20 protein-coding genes are annotated in these 22317 nt (G+C 74.8%); 15 read left to right on the top strand and 5 right to left on the bottom strand.

The window, feature by feature from the left end; genetic code table 11:
• Positions 1-457: 457 nt before the first annotated feature.
• The gene (locus ACH4TG_RS26065; RefSeq protein ID WP_398244927.1) at positions 458-1546 is read right to left on the bottom strand and encodes a TDT family transporter; all 1089 of its coding nucleotides are present in this window, start codon (positions 1544-1546) and stop codon (positions 458-460) included.
• A 70-nt stretch (positions 1547-1616) separates the two neighbouring features.
• On the opposite strand from ACH4TG_RS26065, the gene ACH4TG_RS26060 reads away from it, so the two are divergent.
• Both ACH4TG_RS26060 and ACH4TG_RS26055 read left to right on the top strand, forming a co-directional pair.
• A complete protein-coding gene (locus ACH4TG_RS26060) occupies positions 1617-2555 on the top strand; it encodes a LysR family transcriptional regulator (RefSeq protein WP_398244926.1) in 939 nt (312 codons plus the stop codon).
• A gap of 203 nt (positions 2556-2758) precedes the next feature.
• On the top strand, positions 2759-3772 hold the full coding sequence (locus ACH4TG_RS26055) for a DUF2510 domain-containing protein (RefSeq protein WP_398244925.1): 1014 nt from the start codon (positions 2759-2761) through the stop codon (positions 3770-3772).
• Between the two features lie 153 nt (positions 3773-3925).
• Here the strand turns inward: ACH4TG_RS26055 and ACH4TG_RS26050 are convergent, their stop codons facing one another.
• Entirely contained in the window at positions 3926-5128 is a 1203-nt protein-coding gene (locus ACH4TG_RS26050; RefSeq protein WP_398244924.1) for an amino acid deaminase/aldolase, read from the bottom strand.
• Positions 5129-5880: 752 nt separating this feature from the next.
• Here ACH4TG_RS26050 and ACH4TG_RS26045 point away from each other — a divergent pair.
• The 4 genes from ACH4TG_RS26045 to ACH4TG_RS26030 all read left to right on the top strand — a co-directional run bounded on the left by ACH4TG_RS26045 (position 5881) and on the right by ACH4TG_RS26030 (position 9862).
• Positions 5881-6837, top strand: coding sequence for a hypothetical protein (locus ACH4TG_RS26045; protein WP_398244923.1), 957 nt, complete (start codon positions 5881-5883; stop codon positions 6835-6837).
• Positions 6834-8021 carry a type VII secretion-associated serine protease mycosin gene (gene mycP / locus ACH4TG_RS26040; protein WP_398244922.1) on the top strand — a complete coding sequence of 396 codons (1188 nt, stop codon included), beginning with the start codon at positions 6834-6836 and terminating at the stop codon, positions 8019-8021. The genes ACH4TG_RS26045 and mycP overlap by 4 nt, the downstream gene beginning before the upstream one ends.
• Positions 8022-8107: 86 nt before the next feature.
• Positions 8108-8899 carry an SseB family protein gene (locus ACH4TG_RS26035; RefSeq protein WP_398244921.1) on the top strand — a complete coding sequence of 264 codons (792 nt, stop codon included), beginning with the start codon at positions 8108-8110 and terminating at the stop codon, positions 8897-8899.
• A 153-nt stretch (positions 8900-9052) separates the two neighbouring features.
• Positions 9053-9862 carry an MIP family channel protein gene (locus ACH4TG_RS26030; RefSeq protein WP_398244920.1) on the top strand — a complete coding sequence of 270 codons (810 nt, stop codon included), beginning with the start codon at positions 9053-9055 and terminating at the stop codon, positions 9860-9862.
• A gap of 9 nt (positions 9863-9871) precedes the next feature.
• Here the strand turns inward: ACH4TG_RS26030 and ACH4TG_RS26025 are convergent, their stop codons facing one another.
• Positions 9872-10222, bottom strand: a complete 351-nt coding sequence (locus ACH4TG_RS26025) for a DUF1844 domain-containing protein (protein ID WP_398244919.1) — start codon at positions 10220-10222, stop codon at positions 9872-9874.
• A gap of 310 nt (positions 10223-10532) precedes the next feature.
• On the opposite strand from ACH4TG_RS26025, the gene infC reads away from it, so the two are divergent.
• The 7 genes from infC (at position 10533) to pheT (ending at position 18066) form a co-directional block, all read left to right on the top strand.
• Complete coding sequence (infC, locus tag ACH4TG_RS26020) at positions 10533-11222, top strand: translation initiation factor IF-3 (protein ID WP_398244918.1); 690 nt, start codon at positions 10533-10535, stop codon at positions 11220-11222.
• 108 nt (positions 11223-11330) lie between these two features.
• Positions 11331-11525: a 50S ribosomal protein L35 gene (gene rpmI / locus ACH4TG_RS26015; protein ID WP_398244917.1), complete on the top strand. Its 195-nt coding sequence runs from the start codon at positions 11331-11333 to the stop codon at positions 11523-11525.
• A gap of 98 nt (positions 11526-11623) precedes the next feature.
• Positions 11624-12007 (top strand): 50S ribosomal protein L20, encoded by a 384-nt coding sequence (rplT, locus tag ACH4TG_RS26010; RefSeq protein WP_018564305.1) that lies wholly within the window; start codon positions 11624-11626, stop codon positions 12005-12007.
• A gap of 124 nt (positions 12008-12131) precedes the next feature.
• Positions 12132-12989 (top strand): TrmH family RNA methyltransferase, encoded by an 858-nt coding sequence (locus tag ACH4TG_RS26005; protein WP_398244915.1) that lies wholly within the window; start codon positions 12132-12134, stop codon positions 12987-12989.
• 41 nt (positions 12990-13030) lie between these two features.
• Complete coding sequence (locus ACH4TG_RS26000; RefSeq protein ID WP_398244913.1) at positions 13031-14290, top strand: ATP-binding protein; 1260 nt, start codon at positions 13031-13033, stop codon at positions 14288-14290.
• 159 nt (positions 14291-14449) lie between these two features.
• The gene (gene pheS, locus ACH4TG_RS25995) at positions 14450-15571 is read left to right on the top strand and encodes a phenylalanine--tRNA ligase subunit alpha (RefSeq protein ID WP_398244912.1); all 1122 of its coding nucleotides are present in this window, start codon (positions 14450-14452) and stop codon (positions 15569-15571) included.
• Positions 15571-18066 carry a phenylalanine--tRNA ligase subunit beta gene (gene pheT / locus ACH4TG_RS25990; protein ID WP_398244911.1) on the top strand — a complete coding sequence of 832 codons (2496 nt, stop codon included), beginning with the start codon at positions 15571-15573 and terminating at the stop codon, positions 18064-18066. The genes pheS and pheT overlap by 1 nt, the downstream gene beginning before the upstream one ends.
• 705 nt (positions 18067-18771) lie before the next feature.
• Here the strand turns inward: pheT and ACH4TG_RS25985 are convergent.
• Positions 18772-19395 (bottom strand): TetR/AcrR family transcriptional regulator, encoded by a 624-nt coding sequence (locus ACH4TG_RS25985; protein ID WP_398244910.1) that lies wholly within the window; start codon positions 19393-19395, stop codon positions 18772-18774.
• A gap of 83 nt (positions 19396-19478) precedes the next feature.
• Between ACH4TG_RS25985 and ACH4TG_RS25980 the strand changes: the two genes are divergently transcribed.
• Both ACH4TG_RS25980 and ACH4TG_RS25975 read left to right on the top strand, forming a co-directional pair.
• Positions 19479-20348 (top strand): ABC transporter permease, encoded by an 870-nt coding sequence (locus ACH4TG_RS25980; protein ID WP_398244909.1) that lies wholly within the window; start codon positions 19479-19481, stop codon positions 20346-20348.
• Positions 20349-20454: 106 nt separating this feature from the next.
• The gene (locus ACH4TG_RS25975; RefSeq protein WP_398244980.1) at positions 20455-21249 is read left to right on the top strand and encodes an ABC transporter ATP-binding protein; all 795 of its coding nucleotides are present in this window, start codon (positions 20455-20457) and stop codon (positions 21247-21249) included.
• Between the two features lie 78 nt (positions 21250-21327).
• Here ACH4TG_RS25975 and ACH4TG_RS25970 read toward each other — a convergent pair whose 3' ends face one another.
• Complete coding sequence (locus ACH4TG_RS25970; RefSeq protein WP_398244908.1) at positions 21328-22185, bottom strand: 3-hydroxybutyryl-CoA dehydrogenase; 858 nt, start codon at positions 22183-22185, stop codon at positions 21328-21330.
• Positions 22186-22317: the final 132 nt, after the last annotated feature.

The following is a 22317-nucleotide window of genomic DNA, read 5'->3' as shown; positions in this document are numbered from 1 at the left end:
CCCCAGCGCGCTCAGCCAGGAGGCACGCCGCAGGCGGCAACGCACCCCCGGGGGCAGCCCGGGCCCCCGCCCCGGAGGGGCGATGCTCCCAGGAGTGCGGGGAACTGCGCGCCCAGCCACAACGCACGCCGCAGGCGGCAAACCATCGGGTGGGGCTGCCCGGTTGCCGAAGGGGCGCGGGGTCCCCCAGCGCGCTCAGCCAGGAGGCACGCCGCAGGCGGCAACGCACCCCCGGGGGCAGCCCGGGCCCCCGCCCCGGAGGGGCGATGCTCCCAGGAGTGATGGGAACTCCGCGCCCAGCCACCCGTGCACGTCGCAGACGGCAAAGCACCTCCGGGGGCTGCCCGGATGCCGAGGGGTGCGGGACTCCGCGGGCGGCCACCCAAGAACGTCGCGGAGGGCAAGGCGCAGCCGCCGCGCACCCTGGATGCCGATCCCGTGCCGAGCCAGCCAAGGGTCAACGCAAGGCGGAGCGCAGGGTTCCCGTTGCGGCGGCGAGCCAGGCCACGGCGAGGGCGGCGTAGAGGGCGACGGCGAGCCAGGTCAGGGCGTGGAGGCCGGTGTGGCGGGCCAGACTCGCCGCGCCCGTGACACACGTGCCGACGGGGAAGGTGAACGCCCACCAGGTCATGGAGAAGCGCATGCCGCGGCGGAACGCCCGGACCACCTGGGCCAGGGAGAGGGCCAGCCACAGCAGGGCGAAGCCCATCACCGGCACCCCGTACAGGAGGGCGAAGCCGTGCAGCGCCGTCGCGTAGGGGGCGGCAACGGCCGTCGGCGCCGCGTCCGCCAGATTGCCGACCGCGGTGGTGGACTGGCCCAGCGGGCCGAGCACCAGGAAGAGAGCCGGGGTCAGCGCCACCGGCAGCGGCCCGCTCCGCACCAGCCGCCCCCACACCAGCGGCAGCAGCATCAGCGTGGCCAGCAGGCTCATCCCGAACATCGCGTAGCAGCCGATCAGCAGCGCCTCGCGCGCCTGCCCGGCCGGCAGGTGCGGCACGAGCGCCGGGCCGAGGGCCGCCGACACCATCGGCGCGACGATCGGCAGCAGCCACACCGGCGACGCGTCGTCGAGGTCGATCCGGTGCCGCACCACCATCAGGTACGGCACGAGCACCGCGACCACCAGCCCGCACACCGAGCCCGCCGTCCACAGCACCGCGTCCAGGCCGACGGCGGCCGATGCGCCGAGCAGCCCCCGCCCGCAGGCCAGCGCGCCCGCGCCGACCGCGAGCAGCGCCATGGCCAGGCAGCCGAAGAACGGCGCGACGGCCGGGTCGTGCAGGTCGCGGCGCGCGTCCGCGGGGTACTTCCACCAGCGCACCGCGCGCACCACCAGCACGGCGGCGAGCAGCAGCAGGGACAGCACCCACATCGGGGTGCAGGCGTCCCGCAGCCACGTCGGGGACCCGGGTAGGGCCACGCCGGCGTTGGCGACGATCGCCGTGCCCATCACCGACGCGTACCAGTTGGGACCCACCTCGCGCAGCGCGAGACGGGCCGGGCGAACCGGGAGGGACAGAGGCGGAGAAGTGACAGCGACCATGTCTCGACCCTCGCCGAGGCCGGTGCGGGCGGGTAGAGGCCGCTCGGCTATCGGCACATAAGCTGGGCTTATGAGTACCGCCGCCGACCCGCCGGGCGAGCCCCCCGCGCCGCTGGCGCACCGGGTGCCCGACCTCGGCGCCATGGAACTGCTGCTGGCCGTGGCCCGCCTGGGCAGTCTCGGCCGGGCCGCGCGGGAGCTCGGCATCAGCCAGCCCGCGGCCAGCGGGCGGCTGCGCGCCCTGGAGACGCAGCTCGGCGTGGCCCTGGTGCGGCGGTCGCCGACCGGCTCGCGGCTCACCGACGAGGGCGCGCTGGTCAGCGTCTGGGCCCGGCGGGTGGTGGAGGCCGCGGAGGCGTTCGACGTGGGGGCGCAGGCGCTGCGCGGCCGCCGCGACTCCCGGCTCCGGGTCGCCGCGAGCATGACCATCGGCGAGTACCTGCTGCCCGGCTGGCTGATCGCCCTGCACGGGCGGCGGCCCGGCACCGCGGTCTCGCTGGCCGCCGGCAACTCCGCAGCCGTCGCCCAGCAGGTGCTGGCCGGGGACGCGGACCTGGGGTTCGTCGAGGGACTGGACGTGCCGCCCGGCCTGGACTCCGCGGTGATCGGCCACGACCGGCTGCTCGTCGTCGTGGCCCCCGGCCACCCCTGGGCGCGGCGGCGCCGGCCGCTCCAGGCGGCCGAACTCGCCACGACCCCGCTGATCCTGCGCGAGGCCGGATCCGGCACGCGGCAGGTCCTCGACGCCGCCCTGGCCCCGCACGCCGGTCCGGCCGCGCCGCTGCTCGAACTCGCCTCGACCACCGCGGCCAAGGCCGCCACGGTCAGCGGCGCCGGGCCGGCCGTCCTCAGCGAGCTGGCGGTCGCCGAGGAAGTGGGCGCCGGCCGCCTCGCCGCCGTCCCGGTCGCCCCCGACCTCCCGCTCACCCGCTCGCTGCGCGCCGTGTGGCCCGCCGGCCACCGCCCCGCGGGCCCCGCCCGCGACCTCCTCGGCCTCACCCGCGCCTGACCGCGTGCCCCGCCGGGCGGGCGCGGGCCGCCGTCCACCGCGGGAAGCCGCCGGCCGGAAGCCGGCCTCCGCGGAAGCGGAAGGGGCGCCCGGAGTCGTCCGAGCCGCCGCCGTCCGCCGGCCACGTCCCATTCCGGCTTCGCCGTCCGAATCGTGACCAGGCGCTTACGGGATTCTCATGCTCGGGCCATAGGGTGACCGCCGTGACGACGACGACCCCGCCCGGCTGGTATCCAGAACCCGGGCACACAGGCAACGGCCCGGCCATGGAACGCTGGTGGGACGGGAACGCGTGGACCGAGTACACCAGGACCGCACCGGTGCCGGACGGCCCGCAGCAGCCTGGTGCGTACCCGTATCCGTACCCCTCGGGTGACGTGCTGGCCTCGCCGGGCGGCGGTGGCGGGCGCAAGTCGGGGACGGTGGCCCTCGCGATCATCGCGGCGCTCGTCGTGATCGGCGGCGTCATCGCCGGCATCCTGGTCCTCGGCTCGAACGGCAAGAAGGACGACGCCACGGGCTCGCCGACGACCAGCGCCCCGCAGGACCAGGGCAAGGGCACCCCGCACATACCCGTGCCGAACCCGAGCGGCGGCCAAGGGCAGAACGGCGGCCAGGGCGGCAGCGGCAGCGACGGAGGCCAGGGCGGCAGCGACGGAGGCCAGAGCGGCGGCGACGGCAGCACGGCCGTCGACGCCTACGACGGCGTCAGCCTCCCGGTCCTCGACGGCTGGCAGGGTGCCTCCGGCCAGAGCGGCGTCGGCGCGAGCGCCACCACCGGCGGCTACCCGTGCCCCGGCGACACCACGCAGAGCTGCGTGCGCGGCGGCGTCTTCGCCGAACCGGCCGCGGCCCTGAAACTGACGCAGACCTCGCCGGAGGCGGCCGCGAAGGCGGACATCGCCCCGAACGCGAAGAACGCGTACAGCTCGGACACCTACGGCGCCACCACGTCGCACACGCAGGTGGCGGCCGGATCCGTCACGGTGGCCGGCCAGAAGGGCTACATGGTCCGCTGGAAGCTCACCACCAAGTCCGGTACGGACGGCTACGTCGAGTCGCTGGTCTTCCCGTCGCCCGCGGACTCCAGCAAGCTCGTCGTCGTCCGCTTCGGGTTCGACATCGGCTCGAAGGCGCCGAGCGTGTCCACCATGGACACCATCACGGCCGGCATCAAGGCCGACAGCAGCGGCGGCCCGAGCGGCACCGGCGTCTGACACCGGGCGGCCCGCCGGCACCGCCCAGGCCGCCCGCCCCTGACCGCCCGCCTGGCCGACCTGCCCGTGCCAGGCGGGCTCCCTCGCTTCCGGGGAAGGGCCGGGCCGCGGCGGACGTCCGCGGAACGCCGCGGCCGCCGGGAAGGACCCGCCCTACAGGAAGGTCCGGCCCTCGCCCCGGTACGTGGGCACCGCCGCGGTCACCCGGTCGCCCTCCACCAGGTGCAACTCCGCGAAGCGCTCGCACAGTTCGCCGGCCTTCGCGTGCCGGAACCACACCTTGTCGCCGATCAGCAGGTCGTCCGCCGGCGAGCCGAGGAGCGGCGTCTGCACCTCGCCGGCGCCCTCCTGCGCGTCGTAGCGCAGCCCCTCCGGCAGGTACGGCTCCGGCAGCCGGTCGCGGCCCGCCGCGCCGGACGCGGGATACCCGCCGCCCAGCACCGTCACCACGCCCACGCCCGGGCGCCGCACCACCGGCAGCGCGAACAGCGCGGCCGGCCGGCCCCGGAACGAGGTGTAGTTGTCGAACAGGCGCGGCACGTACAGGCCGGAACCGGCCGCGATCTCGGTGACCGCGTCCTCCTCCGCGGTGTGCTGCACGCTGCCCGTGCCGCCGCCGTTCACGAACTCCAGGTCCGGCACGACCTCCCGCACCGCGCGCACCGCGGCCGCCCGCCGGGCCGCCAGCTCCTTGCGGGCCGCGGACTGCATCAGGCGGATCGCCATCGAGCGCGCCCTGCGCCCGGCGACCGCGTCGCCCACCCCCGCGATGTGCCCCTCGTACGCCATGATCCCCACCAGCCGGAAGCCCGGTCGGCCGGCCACGGCCCGCGCCAGCTCGGCCATCCCCTCCGGCGCGTGCAGCGGCGAGCGCAGCGCGCCGATCCGTATCCGCCCGCCCAGCTTCCGCAGGGAGGTGTCGAGTTCGAGACAGACGCGGATCGTCTCCGTCCCGCCGTCCCGCGCCGCGTCGATCAGGTCGAGCTGCGCCGGGTCGTCGACCATGACGGTCACCGCCGCGGCCAGCTTCGGATCGGCGGCCAGCTCCGCGTACCCGGCCCGGTCGGCCGACGGGTACGCGAGCAGCACGTCCGTGAAGCCGGCCCGCGCCAGCCACACGGACTCGGCGAGCGTGAACGACATGACGCCCGTGAAGCCGTCGTGCCCCAGGACGCGCTCCAGCAGCGCGCGGCAGCGCACGGACTTGGAGGCCACCCGGATCGGCTTGCCGGCGGCCCGCCGGACCAGGTCGGCGGCGTTCGCGTCGAACGCGCCGAGATCGACGACCGCCACGGGGGCGTCGAGGTGCGCGGTGGCCCGGTCGTACCGGGCCCGGTCGGCTTCACGATCGGACATGGCGGCAGCCTGCCACGCCCTCCCTACCCAGCGGTAGGGGCGGCGGGGGCCAGGACTTGAACAGGAGTTGGGACGGCCCTGCCGCCCGGTGGGAGCCGGGCCCCCCGTCGACCCCGTAGAGTGACGCGCAGGCAGTGCACGTAGAGGTCACGAGGGAGCGCCGGGTGAGCACCGGAGTCGACAACGGACAGACCCCGCCCTCCCCGTTCCCCACGCTGCACCCTCACCGTCCGGCGACCGCTCAGTCCGAGGACGAGGCGTCCGCGGACGGCGCGACCCCGCCGATACCGCCGTCGCGGCCCCCGGCCCCGCCCCCGATGCCGCCGGCCCCGCCCCATGCGCCGCCGGCCGCCCCCGGGCGGTCCGCGCAGGCGCCGCCGAAGCCGGCCGGACCGCCGCCCGCCGTTCCGGGCCCCTCCCCGGCGAGCCCTTCGCGCCCCGCCGCCCCCGCTCCTCCCGCCGCACCCCCGCGCCCGGCCGGACCGCCGCCGGGCGCACCGCCGCAGGCCGAACCCCGGCGCCCCGCAGGCGGTTCCGTCCCGCCGCAGTACGGAACCCCGCCGCACGGTGCCGCGCCCCCGGCGCCCGGAACCGCCGCCCCGCAGACCACGGCGCGAGCCGAGGCCCCGGCCCGGACCCCGGCCCAGGCTCCGCCCGTACCGCCGCGCCCGCCGGGCCCCGCGGTCCCGCCACAGGGCAGTGCCGGTGCCGACTCCCTTGCGTCCGGCTCCGGTTGGAGCGCCACGGGCCCCGTGCCCCCGCCGCCCGCGTTCCGTCCGGGCGCCGCCGAGGAGCCGGTGTGGCCGGACTTCGGGCTGGCCCGGCCGCCGGCCGGCGGGACCTACACCGACGCGACGTACTCCGACGGCTCGCGCCGCTCGGCCCGCGGGCGGCTGCTCGCCGCCGTGTGCCTGGTGCTGGGCATCGGCCTGATCGGCGGCGCCACCGCGGGGGCGGTGATCAACCACGGGCCGCGCGCCGAGGCGCCGATCGCGGACGGCAGCCCGGAGGCGTTCGCCCGGGCCCGCACCGTGTGGCGCAACGTCCCGGTCGACCAGCTGTTCCCGCCGACCGTGTCCCAGCAGGGCGCGGGGCCGGGCGGCGCCGACCGCTCCTGGTCGCGGATCGGGGTCGCCCAGCCCGCAGGGTGCACCGGCGCCTTCGACCCGCTGCTGCAGAACGTGCTGTCCCCGGTCGGCTGCGTCCGGCTGCTGCGCGCCACCTACGTGGACAGCACCTCGTCGACGGTCACCACCGTCGGCCTGCTCGTGACCTCCGGCGGCGCGCAGGCGATGGCCGCGCTCAACCAGCGCTGGACCACCCAGAACCTCGGCGACCGCGCCGACCTGATGCCCCGGCCGGTGGCCTTCCCGGGCACACCGGCCGCCGGCTTCGGCGACCGCCAGCGCGGCAGCTGGGCCGTCCAGATCTCCGCCGACCTGCCCCTCGTCGTGTACGCGGTGAGCGGCTTCGCCGACGGCCGGACCGTCCCCGCGCCGCAGCCCGCCGACAAGGCGGACGCCGCGGGGGCCACCACCGCCCCCGCCCAGGCGGGCCTCGGCTTCGACGCCACCGGCCTCGCCTCGGCCGTCGACGACCGGCTGCACGCCGCCGTCAGCGCCCTGCTGCACCCGTCCGCGACCACCGCGCCCGCCACGCCGAGCGCCCGCACCGGCACGGCCGGGACCGGCGCGGAGAAGAGCCGATGACCCCGACCCGCCGCCTGCTCGCGGTCCTCGCGAGCGCCGCCGTGTTCACCGTCCTCGCCCCGCCCGCACTGGCCGGCGCGGACGCCGTCCGCAACGCCGACTGGGCGCTCCAGGCCCTGCACGCCCAGCAGGCGTGGAAGACCAGCGAGGGCGCCGGGGTCACCGTCGCCGTGCTGGACACCGGCGTGGACGCCACCCACCCCGACCTGACCGGGCAGGTGCTCACGGGCAAGGACGAGATCGGCTTCGGCGCCCAGCGCGGCGACGGCGCCTGGGCCCGGCACGGCACCGGCATGGCCGCGATCATCGCGGGCCACGGCCACGGCTACGGGCACGACTCCGGCGTCATGGGCATCGCGCCCCGGGCCCGCATCCTGCCGGTGCGGGTGATCCTGGAGGACAAGGACCCGCAGCGCGCCAAGGCCCGCAGCAGCAGGGGCGACGCGCTGCCCGACGGCATCCGCTGGGCCGCCGACCACGGCGCCGACGTCATCAACCTCTCGCTCGGCGACGACAGCGCGACCGCCGCGCCGGTGGCCGCCGAGGACGACGCGATCCGGTACGCGCTGAGCAAGGGCGTCGTGGTGGTCGCCTCCGCGGGCAACGGCGGCGAGGAGGCCGACCGCTCCTCGTACCCGGCGGCCTACCCCGGCGTGATCGCCGTCGCCGCCGTCGACCGCAACGGCGTGCACGCGCCGTTCTCCACCAGCCGCTGGTACGACTCGGTGTCCGCCCCCGGCGTGGACGTGGTCATCGCCGACCCGAACCGCTCCTACTACACGGGCTGGGGCACCAGCGCCGCGTCGGCGTACGTCTCGGGCGCCGTCGCGCTGATCCGCTCGGCGTACCCCAAGCTCAGCCCCGCGCAGATCAAGCAGCTGCTGCAGAGCACGACGCGGCACCAGCCGAAGGGCGGCCGCAGCGACGACCTGGGCACCGGCATGATCGACCCGGCGGCGGCGCTCGCCGCCGCCCGCAAGCTCAAGCCGCAGCCCGCCGTGCCCGTCCCGGTCGCCTACGGGCAGCGCTACTTCGCCCCCGGTCCGACCGCGGCCGCCAAGCCGGCGGACCGCGCCCAGGTGCTGGGCGACGGCGTCGCGACCGGCTTCGCCGTGGCCGGCGCGGCCCTGGTGGCGGCGGCCGGGCTGCTCTGGTTCCGCCCCTGGCGCAGGGGCCCGCGGTAGCCGTCCGCGCCCCCGGGCCGGGTGGCCTCTTGCGCCCTCCCGGTCCCGCGGGAGGCCCGCGCAAGGCGGGCGGATAGGGTTCCCACGTGGCGCTGAAGAACATTCCGGACCCCGGTTTCTCCGACGACGACGGCTCCGCCTCCCCGGCCCTGGCCGCCGCCCTGGAGCGGTACGCGACGGCCCGCGCCGCCGGGACCGCGGGCGCCTCCGGCGCGGGGACGGGCGCCGGCGCGCTCGCCGCCGCCGAGTCCGCGGTGGTGGCCGCCCTGCACGGCGCCCGCCTGCTCGTCCCGGTGGTGGCCGTGCTCGGCGAGGCGGAGACCGGCGAGGACGGGCTGCGGCGGGAGAAGAGCAGCGACATGGCGGTGCCGGTCATCCAGGCGCCCGACGGCCGCCGCGCGCTGCCCGCGTTCACCTCCACCGACGCGCTGGCCCGCTGGCGGCCCGACGCCCGGCCGGTCGCCGTACCGCTGCACCAGGCACTGCAGGCGCTCGCGCACGAGCAGGCCGGCACCCTGCTGATCGACCTCGCGGGCCCGGTCGTCTACGAGCTGACCGGCGCGGCGCTGCGGGCCGCCGCCCGCGGCCCGGGCGGGCAGGACCCGCTCGCCGACCCGGACGTGCGCGCGGCGCTGCGGGCCGCGGTCGCCGCGCAGCCCGGGGTGGCACGGGCCCACCTGGTGCCGGGACAGCCGGGCAGCGACGGGACCCTCGGCCTGGAACTCGCACCCGGAGCGGACGTCCAGGCCACCGGCCGCGGCGTGGCCGCCGCGCTGGCCGACGACGAGGTGCTGCGCGCCGCACTCGTGCAGGGCCTCGACCTGGCCCTGCTGCCCCCGGGCGCGGCCGTCCCCGGGGACCTGCTGTACTCCCGCTGAGCCGGACGCCCCGCGGCCGGCGACCGGGGACACGCGCTCCTCGCAATCCCGGGACTTCGGTCGCTTTTGCCCCAGATTGGCACAAGATGTGCGGCTGATCGGCCGGGCTCACAATGCAAGGGCAGGCTTGATGATCATCACGAGGAGGCCCTGATGGACAAGCGAACCGTCCTCCCGCTGGACTCGCGCACCGTCACGTGCGAATTCCTCGGCACCCTCCTGCTGGTCTTCTTCGGGGTCGGCTCCGCCGTCCTGTCGGGCGAGTACATCGGCACCCTCGGCATCGCGGTGGCCTTCGGCTTCGTGCTGCTCGCGCTCTGCTACACGTTCGGCCCGATCTCCGGCTGCCACGTCAACCCCGCGGTGACGCTGGGCATGCTCGTCGCCGGGCGGATCGACGTCCGCCGGGCCGTCGAGTACTGGGTCGCCCAGATGCTCGGCGGGATCGCCGGCGCCGCCCTGCTCCTGCTGGTCGCCAAGCAGGTACCGGGGCTGAAGGTGCACGGCGCCTTCGGCACCAACGGGTACGGCTACCGCTCGGCGGTCGGCATCAACATCTTCGGCGCGTTCGTCGCGGAGCTGATCCTGACGTTCCTGCTGGTCTTCGTGTGGCTGGCGGTCACCCACCGGATCGCCGTGGTGGGCTTCGACGGCCTGCCCATCGGCGTGGCGCTGGTCGTCATCCACCTCGTCGGCATCCCGCTGACCGGCACCGGCGTCAACCCGGCGCGCAGCTTCGGCCCGGCGCTGTTCGCGGGCAGCCCCGCGCTGTCGCAGGTGTGGCTGTTCCTCATCGCCCCGCTGGTCGGCGGGGCGCTCGCCGCCGTGGTCCACGAGCTGACGCACCCGGCGCTGACCGCCCTGCGGGCCGCGCGCACCGCCGCGATCGAGGCCGAGGAGGCCGAGGACTTCACCCGCGCGGAGGCCGACGGCGACGAGGGGCCGGGCGCGGCCCGGCCGTAGGCGGAGGGGTCAGCCGTAGACCGGACCGGTGAACTTCTCGCCCGGGCCCTGCCCGGGCTCGTCCGGCACGACCGACGCCTCGCGGAAGGCCAGCTGGAGCGACTTCAGGCCGTCCCGCAGCGGTGCCGCGTGGAACGAGCTGATCTCGGTGGCGCTGGCGGTCACCAGCCCGGCCAAGGCCTGGATGAGCTTGCGGGCCTCGTCCAGGTCCTTGTGGTCTGCGCCCTCCTCGGCCAGGCCCAGGTTCACCGCGGCCGCGCTCATCAGGTGCACCGCGACCGTGGTGATCACCTCCACGGCGGGAACGTCCGCGATGTCACGGGTCAGGTCGTCGAAGCCGGGGGTGGGTGCGTCGCTCATGCGACACACGATATGCCCCGTCCGGCCGATTACGGGCTAAGGGTTCGCGCTGCTATGCTGGAGCAACGACCGGTCGGACACCTGCGTGTCCGACCAACAAGTGGAGGCTCCGATCTCCCACCTGGTCGGCCGCTCAGGCCGACGGGTTCCGGTCAGACGGTACGGCTCAGCGCCGCTGATGCACCGCCGTCCGATGCGCCCCGCGGAATAACGCGGCGGTGCTCCCGGTTGTGAGGAGCCCCGCCTGTGTACCGTACGGGGCGTTTTTCACGCCCGGGGTACGGGGTCGGACGAACGACACAGACTCAGCGTGGCTGTCGGCCAGTCAGCCGCGTGGTGCAACCGAGGAGGCCCCATCAGCGCCGAGCCCCGCATCAACGACCGGATTCGCGTTCCCGAGGTGCGACTTGTCGGTCCCAGTGGCGAGCAGGTCGGCATCGTGCCGCTTGCCAAGGCCCTGGAGCTTGCGCAGGAGTACGACCTCGACCTGGTCGAGGTCGCGGCGAACGCCCGTCCGCCCGTGTGCAAGCTCATGGACTACGGGAAGTTCAAGTACGAGTCGGCCATGAAGGCCCGTGAGGCGCGCAAGAACCAGGCGCACACGGTCATCAAGGAGATGAAGCTCCGGCCGAAGATCGACCCGCACGACTACGACACCAAGAAGGGTCACGTCGTCCGGTTCCTCAAGCAGGGTGACAAGGTCAAGATCACGATCATGTTCCGCGGACGCGAGCAGTCCCGGCCGGAGCTGGGCTACCGGCTGCTGCAGCGGCTCGCGGAGGATGTCACCGACCTCGGGTTCATCGAGTCCAACCCGAAGCAGGACGGCCGGAACATGATCATGGTCCTCGGTCCGCACAAGAAGAAGACCGAGGCGATGGCCGAGGCTCGCGAAGCCCAGGCCGCCCGCAAGGCGGGCCGGCAGGGCGACCAGGCCGGCGAGGCGCCGGCCGACGAGCCGGCCGACGAGCCGGCCGAGCCGTCGGCCGACGCCGGCTGAGACGAGAACATCCCGGGGCCTCCGGCTCCGGGTCGGTAATGCAGAACTGACGCTCTCCGTGCGCCCAGCGGCGGACGGGAGGGCCAGCGACGAGGAGACCACGGCGCCATGCCGAAGAACAAGACGCACAGCGGTACGAGCAAGCGCTTCAAGATCACCGGCTCCGGCAAGGTGCTCCGTGAGCGCGCCGGCAAGCGCCACCTGCTCGAGCACAAGCCGTCCAGCAAGACGCGGGCCCTGACCGGCACCGTCGAGGTGTCCCCGGCGGACGCCAAGAAGGTCAAGAAGCTTCTCGGCAAGTGACCGCCGCGCCCCCCACCGGGAGCGCCGTCCCGATCCGGGACCCCATTCGCTTTCGGACCGCGTGAGTATCCCCGCGGTCCCCTAGAAGGAGTTATCAAGTGGCACGCGTCAAGCGGGCAGTCAACGCCCAGAAGAAGCGCCGGGCGATCCTCGAGCAGGCCAGCGGTTACCGCGGTCAGCGTTCGCGCCTGTACCGCAAGGCCAAGGAGCAGGTCACCCACTCCCTGGTCTACAACTACAACGACCGCAAGAAGCGCAAGGGCGACTTCCGTCAGCTGTGGATCCAGCGGATCAACGCCGCTGCCCGCGCCAACGGCATCACCTACAACCGCTTCATCCAGGGCCTGAAGGCCGCCAACGTCGAGGTCGACCGCAAGATCCTGGCCGAGCTCGCGGTGAACGACGCGAACGCCTTCGCGGCGCTCGTCGAGGTCGCCCAGAAGGCGCTGCCCTCGGACGTGAACGCCCCCAAGGCGGCGTGACGCCTGACCCGCGCAGAGCGGTGATCCGGGCCCGCGGCGGGTGTGACCCCTGCGGGCCCGAGGTCTGTCCACCCCCGTGCGTCCGGCCCTCCCGGCGCGGCCCGGCAGAAGTGCGAGCACCCCAGTGGCCACCCCCGAGCTGACCTCCCTGCGATCCGCGCGGGTGACCGCCGCGCACCGGCTGGCCAAGCGCAGCTTCCGCGGGAAGGAGCGGCGGTTCCTCGCCGAGGGGCCGCAGGCCGTGCGGGAGGCGGTCGAGCACCGCGGCAGCGCCGCCGGGCGCACCCTGATCGAGCTGTACGCCACCCCGGACGCCGCGCAGCGGCACGCCGACGTGGTGGCCGCGGCTCGCGCCGCGGGCGCGCCGGTGCTCACCGCGACCCCCGAGGTGATCGCGGAGATCTCCGACACCGTCACCCCGCAGGGGCTGGTCGGGGTCTGCCGCTTCCTCGACTCGCCGTTCCCCGAGATCCTCGCCGCCCGGCCGCGGCTGGTCGCCGTCCTCGCCCATGTGCGCGACCCCGGCAACGCCGGCACGGTACTGCGCTGCGCGGACGCCGCCGGCGCCGACGCGGTCGTGCTCACCGACGCGTCCGTCGACCTGTACAACCCCAAGGCGGTGCGCGCCTCCGCCGGCAGCCTGTTCCACCTGCCGGTCGCGGTCGGCGTGCCGGTGGCCGAAGCGGTCGCCGGGCTGCGCGCCGCGGGCGTGCGGATGCTGGCCGCCGACGGCGCGGGCGAGCGCGACCTGGACGCGGAACTCGACGAGGGCACCATGGGCACCCCCACCGCCTGGATCTTCGGCAACGAGGCGTGGGGCCTGCCCGAGGAGACCAGGGCACTCGCCGACGAGGTGGTGCGGGTTCCCATCCACGGCCGGGCCGAGAGCCTCAACCTGGCCACCGCCGCCGCGGTCTGCCTGTACGCCTCCGCCCGAGCGCAGCGCGCGCCCGGAGGGTGCCGCAGCGTGACCGCGACCTAGTAAGGTGGCGGCCCGGGTGCCCTGAGAGGGGGGTGGCGGGCATGGACGTCATGCCGCAGAACGGTGCACGCGGCACGCGCGCGGGCCGGTCCGCGGCCCCGGTGGGCGCCCGCGGCTCCCTGGATGACGACGCGGGGCACGACACCGGTCCTGCCGCAGGCCCCGGCACCAGCCCCGGCACCGCCCCCGACGCCGGGCGCGACGCCCTCCCTGCCGCGGAGGACCTCGGCGCCCCCGGGGCCGGCCCGGGCATCGACCCGGACGACCTGCCCGACGGCCTGCTGGTCGCCGACGCGCACGGACGGGTGGTGTGCTTCAACGCCGCCGCCGCCCGGATCACCGCACTGAGCCCCGCCGACGTGCTCGGCCGCCCCGTCGAGCAGGCCATGCCGCTGGAGGACCTCGAAGGCCGCCGCTGGTGGGCGCTCACCCAGCCGTACACCGGCCTGGCCATCCGCTCCGGGCACCCCGAGCGCAACCTGCTGCTGCCCGGCGGGCGCGAGGTGCTGGTCGCCGCCCGCTACGTCCGCGAGCACCCGACAGGACCGCTGCGCCGGCTGGTCGTCACCCTGCGCGGCACCGAGGCCAGGCGCCGCACCGAGCGCAGCCACGCCGAGCTGATCGCCACCGTCGCCCACGAGCTGCGCTCGCCGCTCACCTCGGTCAAGGGGTTCACCGCCACCCTGCTCGCCAAGTGGGAGCGGTTCACCGAGGACCAGAAGAAGCTGATGCTGGAGACCGTGGACGCGGACGCGGACCGGGTCACCCGGCTGATCGCCGAGCTGCTCGACATCTCCCGGATCGACTCCGGACGGCTGGAGGTGCGCCGCCAGCCCGTCGACATCGCCACCGCCGTGCAGCGGCACGTCGACGCGCACGTCGCGGCCGGCCAGCCCGGCGACCGGTTCCGCATCGAGGTCAGCCGGCCGCTGCCGGCGCTGTGGGCCGACCCGGACAAGGTCGACCAGGTGCTGGGGAACCTGCTGGAAAACGCGGTGCGCCACGGCGACGGAACCGTCACTATTGAAGTCGCGCCCTCCTCGGCGCCGCGGGAGCACCGGTCCACCGGCACCGCGGTGACCGTCAGCGACGAGGGCCCGGGCATTCCGGAGGAGTCCATGAGCCGCGTCTTCACCCGCTTCTGGCGGGGCAGCAAGCGCGGTGGCACGGGCCTCGGCCTCTACATCGTCAAGGGCATCGTCGAGGCCCACGGCGGCACCATCGCGGTCGGCCGCGCGCCCGGCGGCGGCGCGGAGTTCCGATTTATCCTGCCCGTCGGGGCACCCGCGTTCCTGGTCTGAGCGGCCCGAGCCGCCACTGACCGCCGGAGCGCACCGGGACCGCCGCGCCGGGCGCCACCACCTGCAAGGAAGCAGGCCCTGCGCAGGCCAGTAGACTCAGCCTTTGGCATGTTGTCCGGTCGGGCAGAGCCGCAGCCATCCAATTCGGAACGGGAAGAGATGTCGGCACCGAACAAGTCGTACGACCCTGTGGAAGTCGAGGCGTTGAAGCCGGAGGAGATCGAGCGGATGCGCGACGAGGCGCTCGCCGCGATCGCCGGCGCCGCCGACCTGGACGCCCTCGCCCACGTCAAGACCGCGCACTCCGGCGGCACCTCCCCGCTCGCGCTCGCCAACCGGGAGATCGGCGCGCTGCCGCCGCACGCCAAGGCCGACGCCGGCAAGCGGGTCGGCCAAGCCCGCGGCGCGGTCAACCAGGCGCTCGCCGCCCGCCAGGCCGAGCTGGAGGCGGACCGGGACGCCCGCGTGCTGGTCGAGGAGGCGGTCGACGTCACGCTGCCGTACGACCGCGTGCCGGCCGGCGCCCGCCACCCGCTGACCACGCTCTCCGAGCGGATCGAGGACGTCTTCGTGGCCATGGGCTACGAGGTGGCCGAGGGCCCCGAGGTCGAGGCCGAGTGGTTCAACTTCGACGCGCTCAACTTCCCGCCCGACCACCCCGCACGCGAGACCCAGGACACCTTCTTCGTCCAGGGCGCGGACGGCGCCGACCAGTCCGGGGTGGTGCTGCGCACCCACACCTCGCCGGTGCAGATCCGCGCGCTGCTGGAGCGCGAGCTGCCGGTGTACGTCATCGCGCCCGGCCGCGTCTACCGCTCCGACGAGCTGGACGCCACCCACACCCCGGTGTTCGCGCAGGTCGAGCTGCTGGCCGTCGACGAGGGCCTGACCATGGCCGACCTCAAGGGCACGCTCGACCACATGGTCGTGTCGCTGTTCGGCGAGGGCATGAAGACCCGGCTGCGGCCGAACCACTTCCCGTTCACCGAGCCGTCCGCCGAGATGGACATGGTCTGCTACGTCTGCCGCGGCGAGTCGGTCGGCAACCCCGACCGCCCGTGCCGGACCTGCTCCTCCGAGGGCTGGATCGAGCTGGGCGGCTGCGGCATGGTCAACCCCAAGGTGCTGACCGCCTGCGGCGTCGACCCCCAGAGGTACAGCGGCTTCGCGTTCGGCTTCGGCATCGAGCGGCTGCTGATGTTCCGCCACAGCGTCGAGGACATGCGAGACATCGTTGAGGGTGACGTGCGCTTCACCCTTCCGTTCGGGATGGAGATCTGATGCGGGTCCCGCTTTCTTGGCTGCGGGAGTACGTCGACCTGCCCGCCGGTGTGACCGGCCGCGACGTCCAGGCCAAGCTCATTTCCGCCGGCCTCGAGGTCGAGACCGTCGAGCAGGTCGGCGCCGGCCTCCAGGGCCCGCTGGTCGTCGGCCAGGTGCTGACCATCGAGGAGCTGGAGGGCTTCAAGAAGCCGATCCGGTTCTGCACCGTCGACGTCGGTGACGCCAACGGCACCGGCGAGCCGCAGGAGATCGTCTGCGGCGCCCGCAACTTCGCGGTCGGCGACAAGGTCGTGGTGATCCTGCCCGGCGGCGTGCTGCCCGGCGACTTCCGGATCTCCGCCCGCAAGACCTACGGACGCACCTCGCACGGCATGATCTGCTCCGCCCGCGAGCTGGGCATGGGCGACGACCACGACGGCATCATCGTGCTGCCGCCGGAACACGAGGCCGGCACCGACGCGATCGCGCTGCTGGAACTGGTCGACGAGGTGCTGGACATCGCGGTCACCCCGGACCGCGGCTACGCCCTGTCCCTGCGCGGAGTCGCCCGCGAGACCGGCATCGTCTTCGGGCTGCCGCTCAGCGACCCGGCCCTGATCGACGTGCCCGCGCCGAACGCCGCCGGCTACCCCGTCGTGGTCTCCGACCCGTACGGCTGCGACCGGTTCACCGCGCGCACCGTCACCGGGGTCAACCCCGAGGCGCACTCGCCGATCTGGCTGCAGCGCCGGCTCCAGAAGGTCGGCATGCGGCCCATCTCGCTGGCCGTGGACATCACCAACTACGTGATGTTCGAGGTCGGCCAGCCGCTGCACGCCTACGACCGGACCCGGCTCAACGGCCCGATCGGGGTGCGCAGGGCCGAGGCCGGCGAGAAGATCACCACGCTGGACGACGTCGAGCGGGTGCTGGACGCCGAGGACCTGGTCATCACCGACGACTCGGGACCGATCGGCATCGCCGGCGTCATGGGCGGCGCCCACACCGAGATCGCCGAGGCCGGCCCGGACTCCGGCACCACCGAGATCGTCATCGAGGCGGCGCACTTCGCCCCGGTGTCGATCGCCCGTACCGCGCGCCGCCACAAGCTGGGGTCCGAGGCGTCCCGCCGCTTCGAGCGCGGCACCGACCCGCAGGCCACCTCGGCGGCCGCGCAGCGTGCCGTGGACCTGCTGGTGCTGCTCGCCGGCGGCAAGGCCGAGGCGGGCGTCACCGAGGTCATCGCGCCGTCCGCCCCGCGGACCATCGCCATGCCCGCGGACCACCCCGACAAGGTGGCCGGCACCGAGTACGGCCGGGAGACCGTCGTCCGCCGCCTGCAGGAGATCGGCTGCGACGTGTACGGCTCCGACGAGCTGATCGTCACGGTGCCGAGCTGGCGGCCCGACCTCGGCGCCCCGAACGACCTCGCCGAGGAGGTCATCCGGCTCGAGGGCTACGAGAACCTGCCCTCCACGCTGCCCAAGCTGCCCTCCGCCCGCGGTCTGACCGAGTCCCAGCGGGTGCGCCGCCGGGTCGGCCGGGCGCTGGCCGGGGCGGGCTATGTCGAGGCCCCCAGCTACCCGTTCGTCGGCGCCGAGGTCTTCGACCAGCTCGGCCTGGACGAGGACGACGCGCGCCGCCGCACCGTCACCCTCGCCAACCCGCTGTACGACACCGAGCCGTCGCTGCGCACCACGCTGCTGCCCGGGCTGCTCGCCACGCTCCGCCGCAACCACGGGCGCGGCGCCCAGGACCTGGCGCTCTTCGAGACCGGGCTGGTCTTCCACCCGTCCGGCGAGCAGGTCGCCCCGCCGCGGCTGCCGGTGGACCGGCGGCCCACCGGCGAGGAGATCGCCGCGCTGGAGGCCGCGCTGCCGCACCAGCCGCGACGGGTCGCCGTCGCCCTGGCCGGCGCGCGCGAGCAGGCCGGCTGGTGGGGCAAGGGCTACCCGGCGACCTGGGCCGACGCGGTCGAGGCCGGGCGGACGGTGGCGCGCGAGACCGGCGTCGAACTGACGGTCCGGCAGGACCAGCACGCGCCGTTCCACCCCGGCCGGTGCGCGGCGCTGCTGGCCGGCGAGCAGGTCGTCGGGCACGCGGGCGAGCTGCACCCGCGCGTGGTCAAGGCGCTCGGGCTGCCCGAGCGGACCTCCGCCATGGAGCTGGACCTCGACCTGCTGGAGGCGGCGGGCGGCGGCCCGGTGACCGGCCCGCGGGTGTCGACGTTCCCGGTCGCCACCCAGGACGTGGCGCTCGTCGTGGACGCCGCGGTCCCGGCTGCGGACGTCGAGCGCGCGCTCAGCGAGGGCGCGGGCGAACTCCTGGAGTCCGTCCGGCTGTTCGACATCTTCACCGGCCCGCAGATCGGTGAGGGCCGCAAGTCCCTCGCCTATGCGCTGCGCTTCCGTGCGGCCGATCGGACGCTCACGGCGGACGAGGCGTCGGCGGCCCGCGACGCCGCGGTGGCCGCTGCCGCGGAGCGCACCGGAGCCGCCCTCCGCGGAGCGTAGCCCGCCACCGCGAACGGGCCGCCCCCTCCGCGACCTGCGCCTCCCGCGCACGGTCCGGCCGGGGGCGGCCCCGCTTTTGTGTGGCCCCTCCACGAACGCGACCACACCCCGGCCGTGCGACGGCAGCGCTACGCCTCGGGCACGGCGTGCCCCGCCCAGGGCGCGGGGTCCCCCAGAGCTGCACCTGGGAGGTGCCCCCAGCGCGGGCAACCACGCACCTGCCGTGCGACGGCATCGTGCCTTTCGGGGCGGGGCGTGCCCCGTAGGGGCGCGGGGTCCCCCAGGGCTGCACCTGGGAGGTGCCCCCTGCGCGGGCAACCACGCACCGGCCGTGCGACGGCATCGTGCCTTTCGGGGCGGGGCGTGCCCCGTAGGGGCGCGGGGAACTGCGCGCTCAGCCCGCGCGGCGCCGCGGGTCGTCACCGGCCCGAAGGGGCAGTTCGGTACGTCCCGGACCACCGGCCGGTGGTGGGCTGGTCGCGCAGTTCCCCGCGCCCCTTGGGGGTGCACCTCGCCGTGCGGACAGCGGGCCACCGTCGTGGCTGGCACCTCCCAGGCGCAGCTCTGCGGGCCCCGCGCCCTGACGGGGCACCTCGCCGTGGGGACGGTGGGCCACCGTCGTGGCCGAGCGCGCGTCCGACCCGGCACCGACGGGCGGTCCGGGGAAGGCCGCACCGTAGCCTCCCCGCCGGATGGCGGCCGAGCTCACCCAGGAGAGCGGAGAGCTGACGTGACGGCCGTCGCGAGAGCGTCCAGCTGGGACGGGGGGAGAGGCGAGCGCATGACGGAGAGGTGCCAGTAGACGGGGCCGGCCAGAAAAGCCAGGGCCAGCTCGGGATCGGTGGACGGGGGCAGCTCGCCGCGGGCGACGGCCTTGCCGACGACGGCCGCGGCGATACCGCCCTGCGCGTCCCGCAACGCCGTGCGCAGCGCCTCCGCCATCTCGGGGCTGCGCGCCGCCTCGGCCAGCAGGTCGGGGATGATCTGCGCGGCCACCGGGTGGCTCAGCGCCCGCGCCGCGACCTCCAGCAGCTCGCGCACATCGCCGTGGAGCGTCCCGGTGTCGGGCACGGGCAGTCCGCCGGCCGCCACGGCCGGCACCAGATCGAGCACCAGCGGCAGCTTCGAGCGCCACCTGCGGTACACCGCGGCCTTGCCGACGCCGGCCCGCCGGGCGATGCCCTCCATGGACATCCGCCCGTAGCCGACGGCTGCCAGCTCGGCGAACACCGCCTCGCGGATCGCCTCGGTCACGTCCTCGCGCAGTACCGCCGCCCCGGCCGGCGCGCGCCGTGCCGGACCGCCGCCCGCCGCCTCCTCATTCGCCATGGCACGAGCCTAGCGCAACGTCGTGACGGTGACGTGACGACGGAACGGTTGCGTTCCATCGTCAATCTGCGTACGGTCGGCCCATGCCCGCTTCTCCCGCCGCCGCCTTCGCGGCCGCCCACGGACTGTCGGTCAGCGGCGCCCGGCCCGGCCCGGGCGCCTACGCCCGCCAGCTGTGGGCCCGCCGCCACTTCATCACCGCGCTCGCCGCCGCCCGCCAGTCCGCCCTGTACTCCGGGGCCCGGCTCGGCCAGCTCTGGCAGGTGCTCACCCCGCTGCTCAACGCGGCCGTCTACTTCCTGGTCTTCGGCATGCTGCTCGGAGCCGGGCGCGGCGTGCCCGACTACATCCCGTTCCTGTGCACCGGTGTCTTCGTCTTCACCTTCACGCAGTCCGCCGCGCTGTCCGGCGCCCGCTCGCTGACCGACAACATCGGCCTGGTCAGGGCCCTGCACTTCCCGCGGGCCAGCCTGCCGCTGGCCGCCACCCTGCTCCAGCTGCGGCAGCTGCTGCTGGCGCTCGGCGTGCTGGGGCTGGTGCTGGTCGCCGACGGCGTCCCCGTCACGACCCGGTGGCTGCTGGCCGTCCCCGCCCTGCTGCTGCAGTCCGTGTTCAACGCGGGGCTGGCCCTCGCCCTGGCCAGGGTCGGCGCCCGCACCACCGACTTCTCCCAGCTGCTGCCGTTCCTGCTGCGCACCTGGATGTACCTGTCCGGGATCTTCTACGACCTGTCCCGGATCACCGCGGGCGCGCCGCACCCGCTGGTGCGGCTGCTGGAGGCCAATCCGGCGCTGATCTACGTGGGCCTGATGCGGTACGCCCTGATCGACACGGTGACCGGGTCCCGGCTGCCGCCCCACGTGTGGCCGCTCGCGCTGATCTGGGCGACTGTGGCGGCAGGTGCCGGGTACGCGTTCTTCTGGTCGTCCGAGGAGGAGTACGGACGTGGCTGAACCCTCCGCCGAGCAGACGGCGGCACACGACAGGACACACACCGACGCACACGGCGACACCGCACGGCGGCCGCCCGCCGCCGATCCCGCGGCGCCCGCCCCTGCCGTGCCGGACCCGCCCCCCGCCGCCGGGCCGCCCGCGGCCCCGGTGCCGACCGTCGTCGTCGACGACCTGCACGTGGTCTACCGGATCTACGGCACCGGCACCGGGCACGGCAATGCCACCGCGGCGCTGCGCCGGATGGTGCTGCGGCAGGGCTCGCCCAACATCACGACCGTGCACGCGGTCAAGGGCGTCACCTTCACGGCCTACCGCGGCGAGGCGGTCGGGATCATCGGCTCCAACGGCTCGGGCAAGTCCACCCTGCTCAAGGCCATCGCCGGCCTGCTGCCCGCGGACCGCGGCAGGGTGTACACCCACGGCCAGCCGTCCCTGCTGGGCGTCAACGCGGCGCTGATGAACGACCTGACCGGCGGCACCAACGTCGTGCTCGGCGGCCTGGCCATGGGCATGTCCCAGGAGGAGGTCCGGGAGCGCTACCAGGGGATCGTGGACTTCTCCGGCATCAACGAGAAGGGCGACTTCATCTCGCTGCCGATGCGCACCTACTCCTCAGGCATGGCCGCCCGCCTGCGCTTCTCCATCGCCGCGGCCAAGAACCACGACGTGCTGATGATCGACGAGGCGCTGGCCACCGGCGACCGCGCCTTCCAGAAGCGCTCGGAGGAGCGGATCCGCGAGCTGCGCAAGGAGGCCGGCACCGTCTTCCTGGTCAGCCACAACAACAACTCCATCCGCGACACCTGCGACCGGGTGCTCTGGATCGAGAAGGGCGAGCTGCTGATGGACGGCCCGACCGAGGAGGTCGTCCAGGCCTACGAGGACCACGGCGGTCCCTAGGGTCCGACACGGCCCAGGCCGTGTGGGACCGGGTCCGGCCGCCGGCGGCCGGACCGGTCGGTAGGTGGGGATTCCCGGTCAGTAGGTGTAGAAGCCGGCGCCGGACTTGCGGCCGAGGCGGCCCGCGTCGACCATCCGCTGCAGGATCGGCGGGGCGGCGTACAGCGGCTCCTTGTACTCCGTGTACATCGAGTCGGCGATGGCCGCGACGGTGTCCAGGCCGATCAGGTCGGAGAGCTTGAGCGGGCCCATCGGGTGGGCGCAGCCCATCTCCATGCCGTTGTCGATGTCCTCGCGGGTCGCGATGCCCGACTCGAACATCCGGATCGCGGACAGCAGATAGGGCACCAGCAGGGCGTTCACCACGAAGCCGGACCGGTCCTGCGCGCGGATCGCGTGCTTGCCCAGCACCTCGGCCACCAGGTGCTCGGTGCGCTTGACGGTGTCGCCGGACGTCGTCAGCGCCGGGATGACCTCCACCAGGCGCTGCACCGGCGCGGGGTTGAAGAAGTGCACGCCGATCACGAAGTCGGGCCGCGAGGTGGCGACCGCCAGACGGACCAGCGGGATGGAGGAGGTGTTGGAGGCCAGGATCGCGTCCCGGCGGGTGACCACCTGGTCGAGGACCCGGAAGATGTCCGTCTTGACCTGCTCGTTCTCCACCACGGCCTCGATCACCAGGTCCCGGTCGGCGAACTCGCCGAGGTCGGTGGTGAAGCTCAGCCGGTCCAGTGCGGCGTCGCGCTCGTCCTCGGTGATCTTGCCGCGCTCGGCGGCCTTGCCGAGCGAGGTGGTGAGGCGGGCGCGCCCCAGTTCCAGCGCCTCGCCGGTGGTCTCGGCGACCCGGACGTCGAGCCCGGCCTTGGCGCACACCTCGGCGATGCCCGAACCCATCTGGCCCGCCCCGACCACTCCGACGCGCTGGATGTCACTCACTCGTCAGCCCCTCGCTGCTCGGCCACTACGTCTACCGGACAGACGTTACCGGTGCCCGGACAGTGCGATGCCCGCGGGGACCGGCTGCCGCCGGACCCGCGAGCACCGCACCTGGCCTGCCTGGACTGCCGC

This window comes from Streptomyces sp. NPDC020917, from assembly GCF_044333795.1.
Taxonomy (GTDB): Bacteria; Actinomycetota; Actinomycetes; order Streptomycetales; family Streptomycetaceae; genus Actinacidiphila.
The sequence above is the reverse complement of the archived record's forward strand: the minus strand, read 5'-3'. Positions and strand labels throughout refer to the sequence as shown.

What these genes read in the sequence shown, in the direction of transcription:
- ACH4TG_RS26065 (WP_398244927.1), bottom strand. Translation starts at nt 1,546, where the DNA reads ATGGTCGCTGTCACTTCTCCGCCTCTGTCCCTCCCGGTTCGCCCGGCC.
- ACH4TG_RS26060 (WP_398244926.1), top strand. Translation starts at nt 1,617, where the DNA reads ATGAGTACCGCCGCCGACCCGCCGGGCGAGCCCCCCGCGCCGCTGGCG.
- ACH4TG_RS26050 (WP_398244924.1), bottom strand. Translation starts at nt 5,128, where the DNA reads ATGTCCGATCGTGAAGCCGACCGGGCCCGGTACGACCGGGCCACCGCG.
- mycP (WP_398244922.1), top strand. Translation starts at nt 6,834, where the DNA reads ATGACCCCGACCCGCCGCCTGCTCGCGGTCCTCGCGAGCGCCGCCGTG.
- ACH4TG_RS26030 (WP_398244920.1), top strand. Translation starts at nt 9,053, where the DNA reads ATGGACAAGCGAACCGTCCTCCCGCTGGACTCGCGCACCGTCACGTGC.
- ACH4TG_RS26025 (WP_398244919.1), bottom strand. Translation starts at nt 10,222, where the DNA reads ATGAGCGACGCACCCACCCCCGGCTTCGACGACCTGACCCGTGACATC.
- rpmI (WP_398244917.1), top strand. Translation starts at nt 11,331, where the DNA reads ATGCCGAAGAACAAGACGCACAGCGGTACGAGCAAGCGCTTCAAGATC.
- ACH4TG_RS26000 (WP_398244913.1), top strand. Translation starts at nt 13,031, where the DNA reads ATGGACGTCATGCCGCAGAACGGTGCACGCGGCACGCGCGCGGGCCGG.
- pheS (WP_398244912.1), top strand. Translation starts at nt 14,450, where the DNA reads ATGTCGGCACCGAACAAGTCGTACGACCCTGTGGAAGTCGAGGCGTTG.
- pheT (WP_398244911.1), top strand. Translation starts at nt 15,571, where the DNA reads ATGCGGGTCCCGCTTTCTTGGCTGCGGGAGTACGTCGACCTGCCCGCC.
- ACH4TG_RS25985 (WP_398244910.1), bottom strand. Translation starts at nt 19,395, where the DNA reads ATGGCGAATGAGGAGGCGGCGGGCGGCGGTCCGGCACGGCGCGCGCCG.
- ACH4TG_RS25980 (WP_398244909.1), top strand. Translation starts at nt 19,479, where the DNA reads ATGCCCGCTTCTCCCGCCGCCGCCTTCGCGGCCGCCCACGGACTGTCG.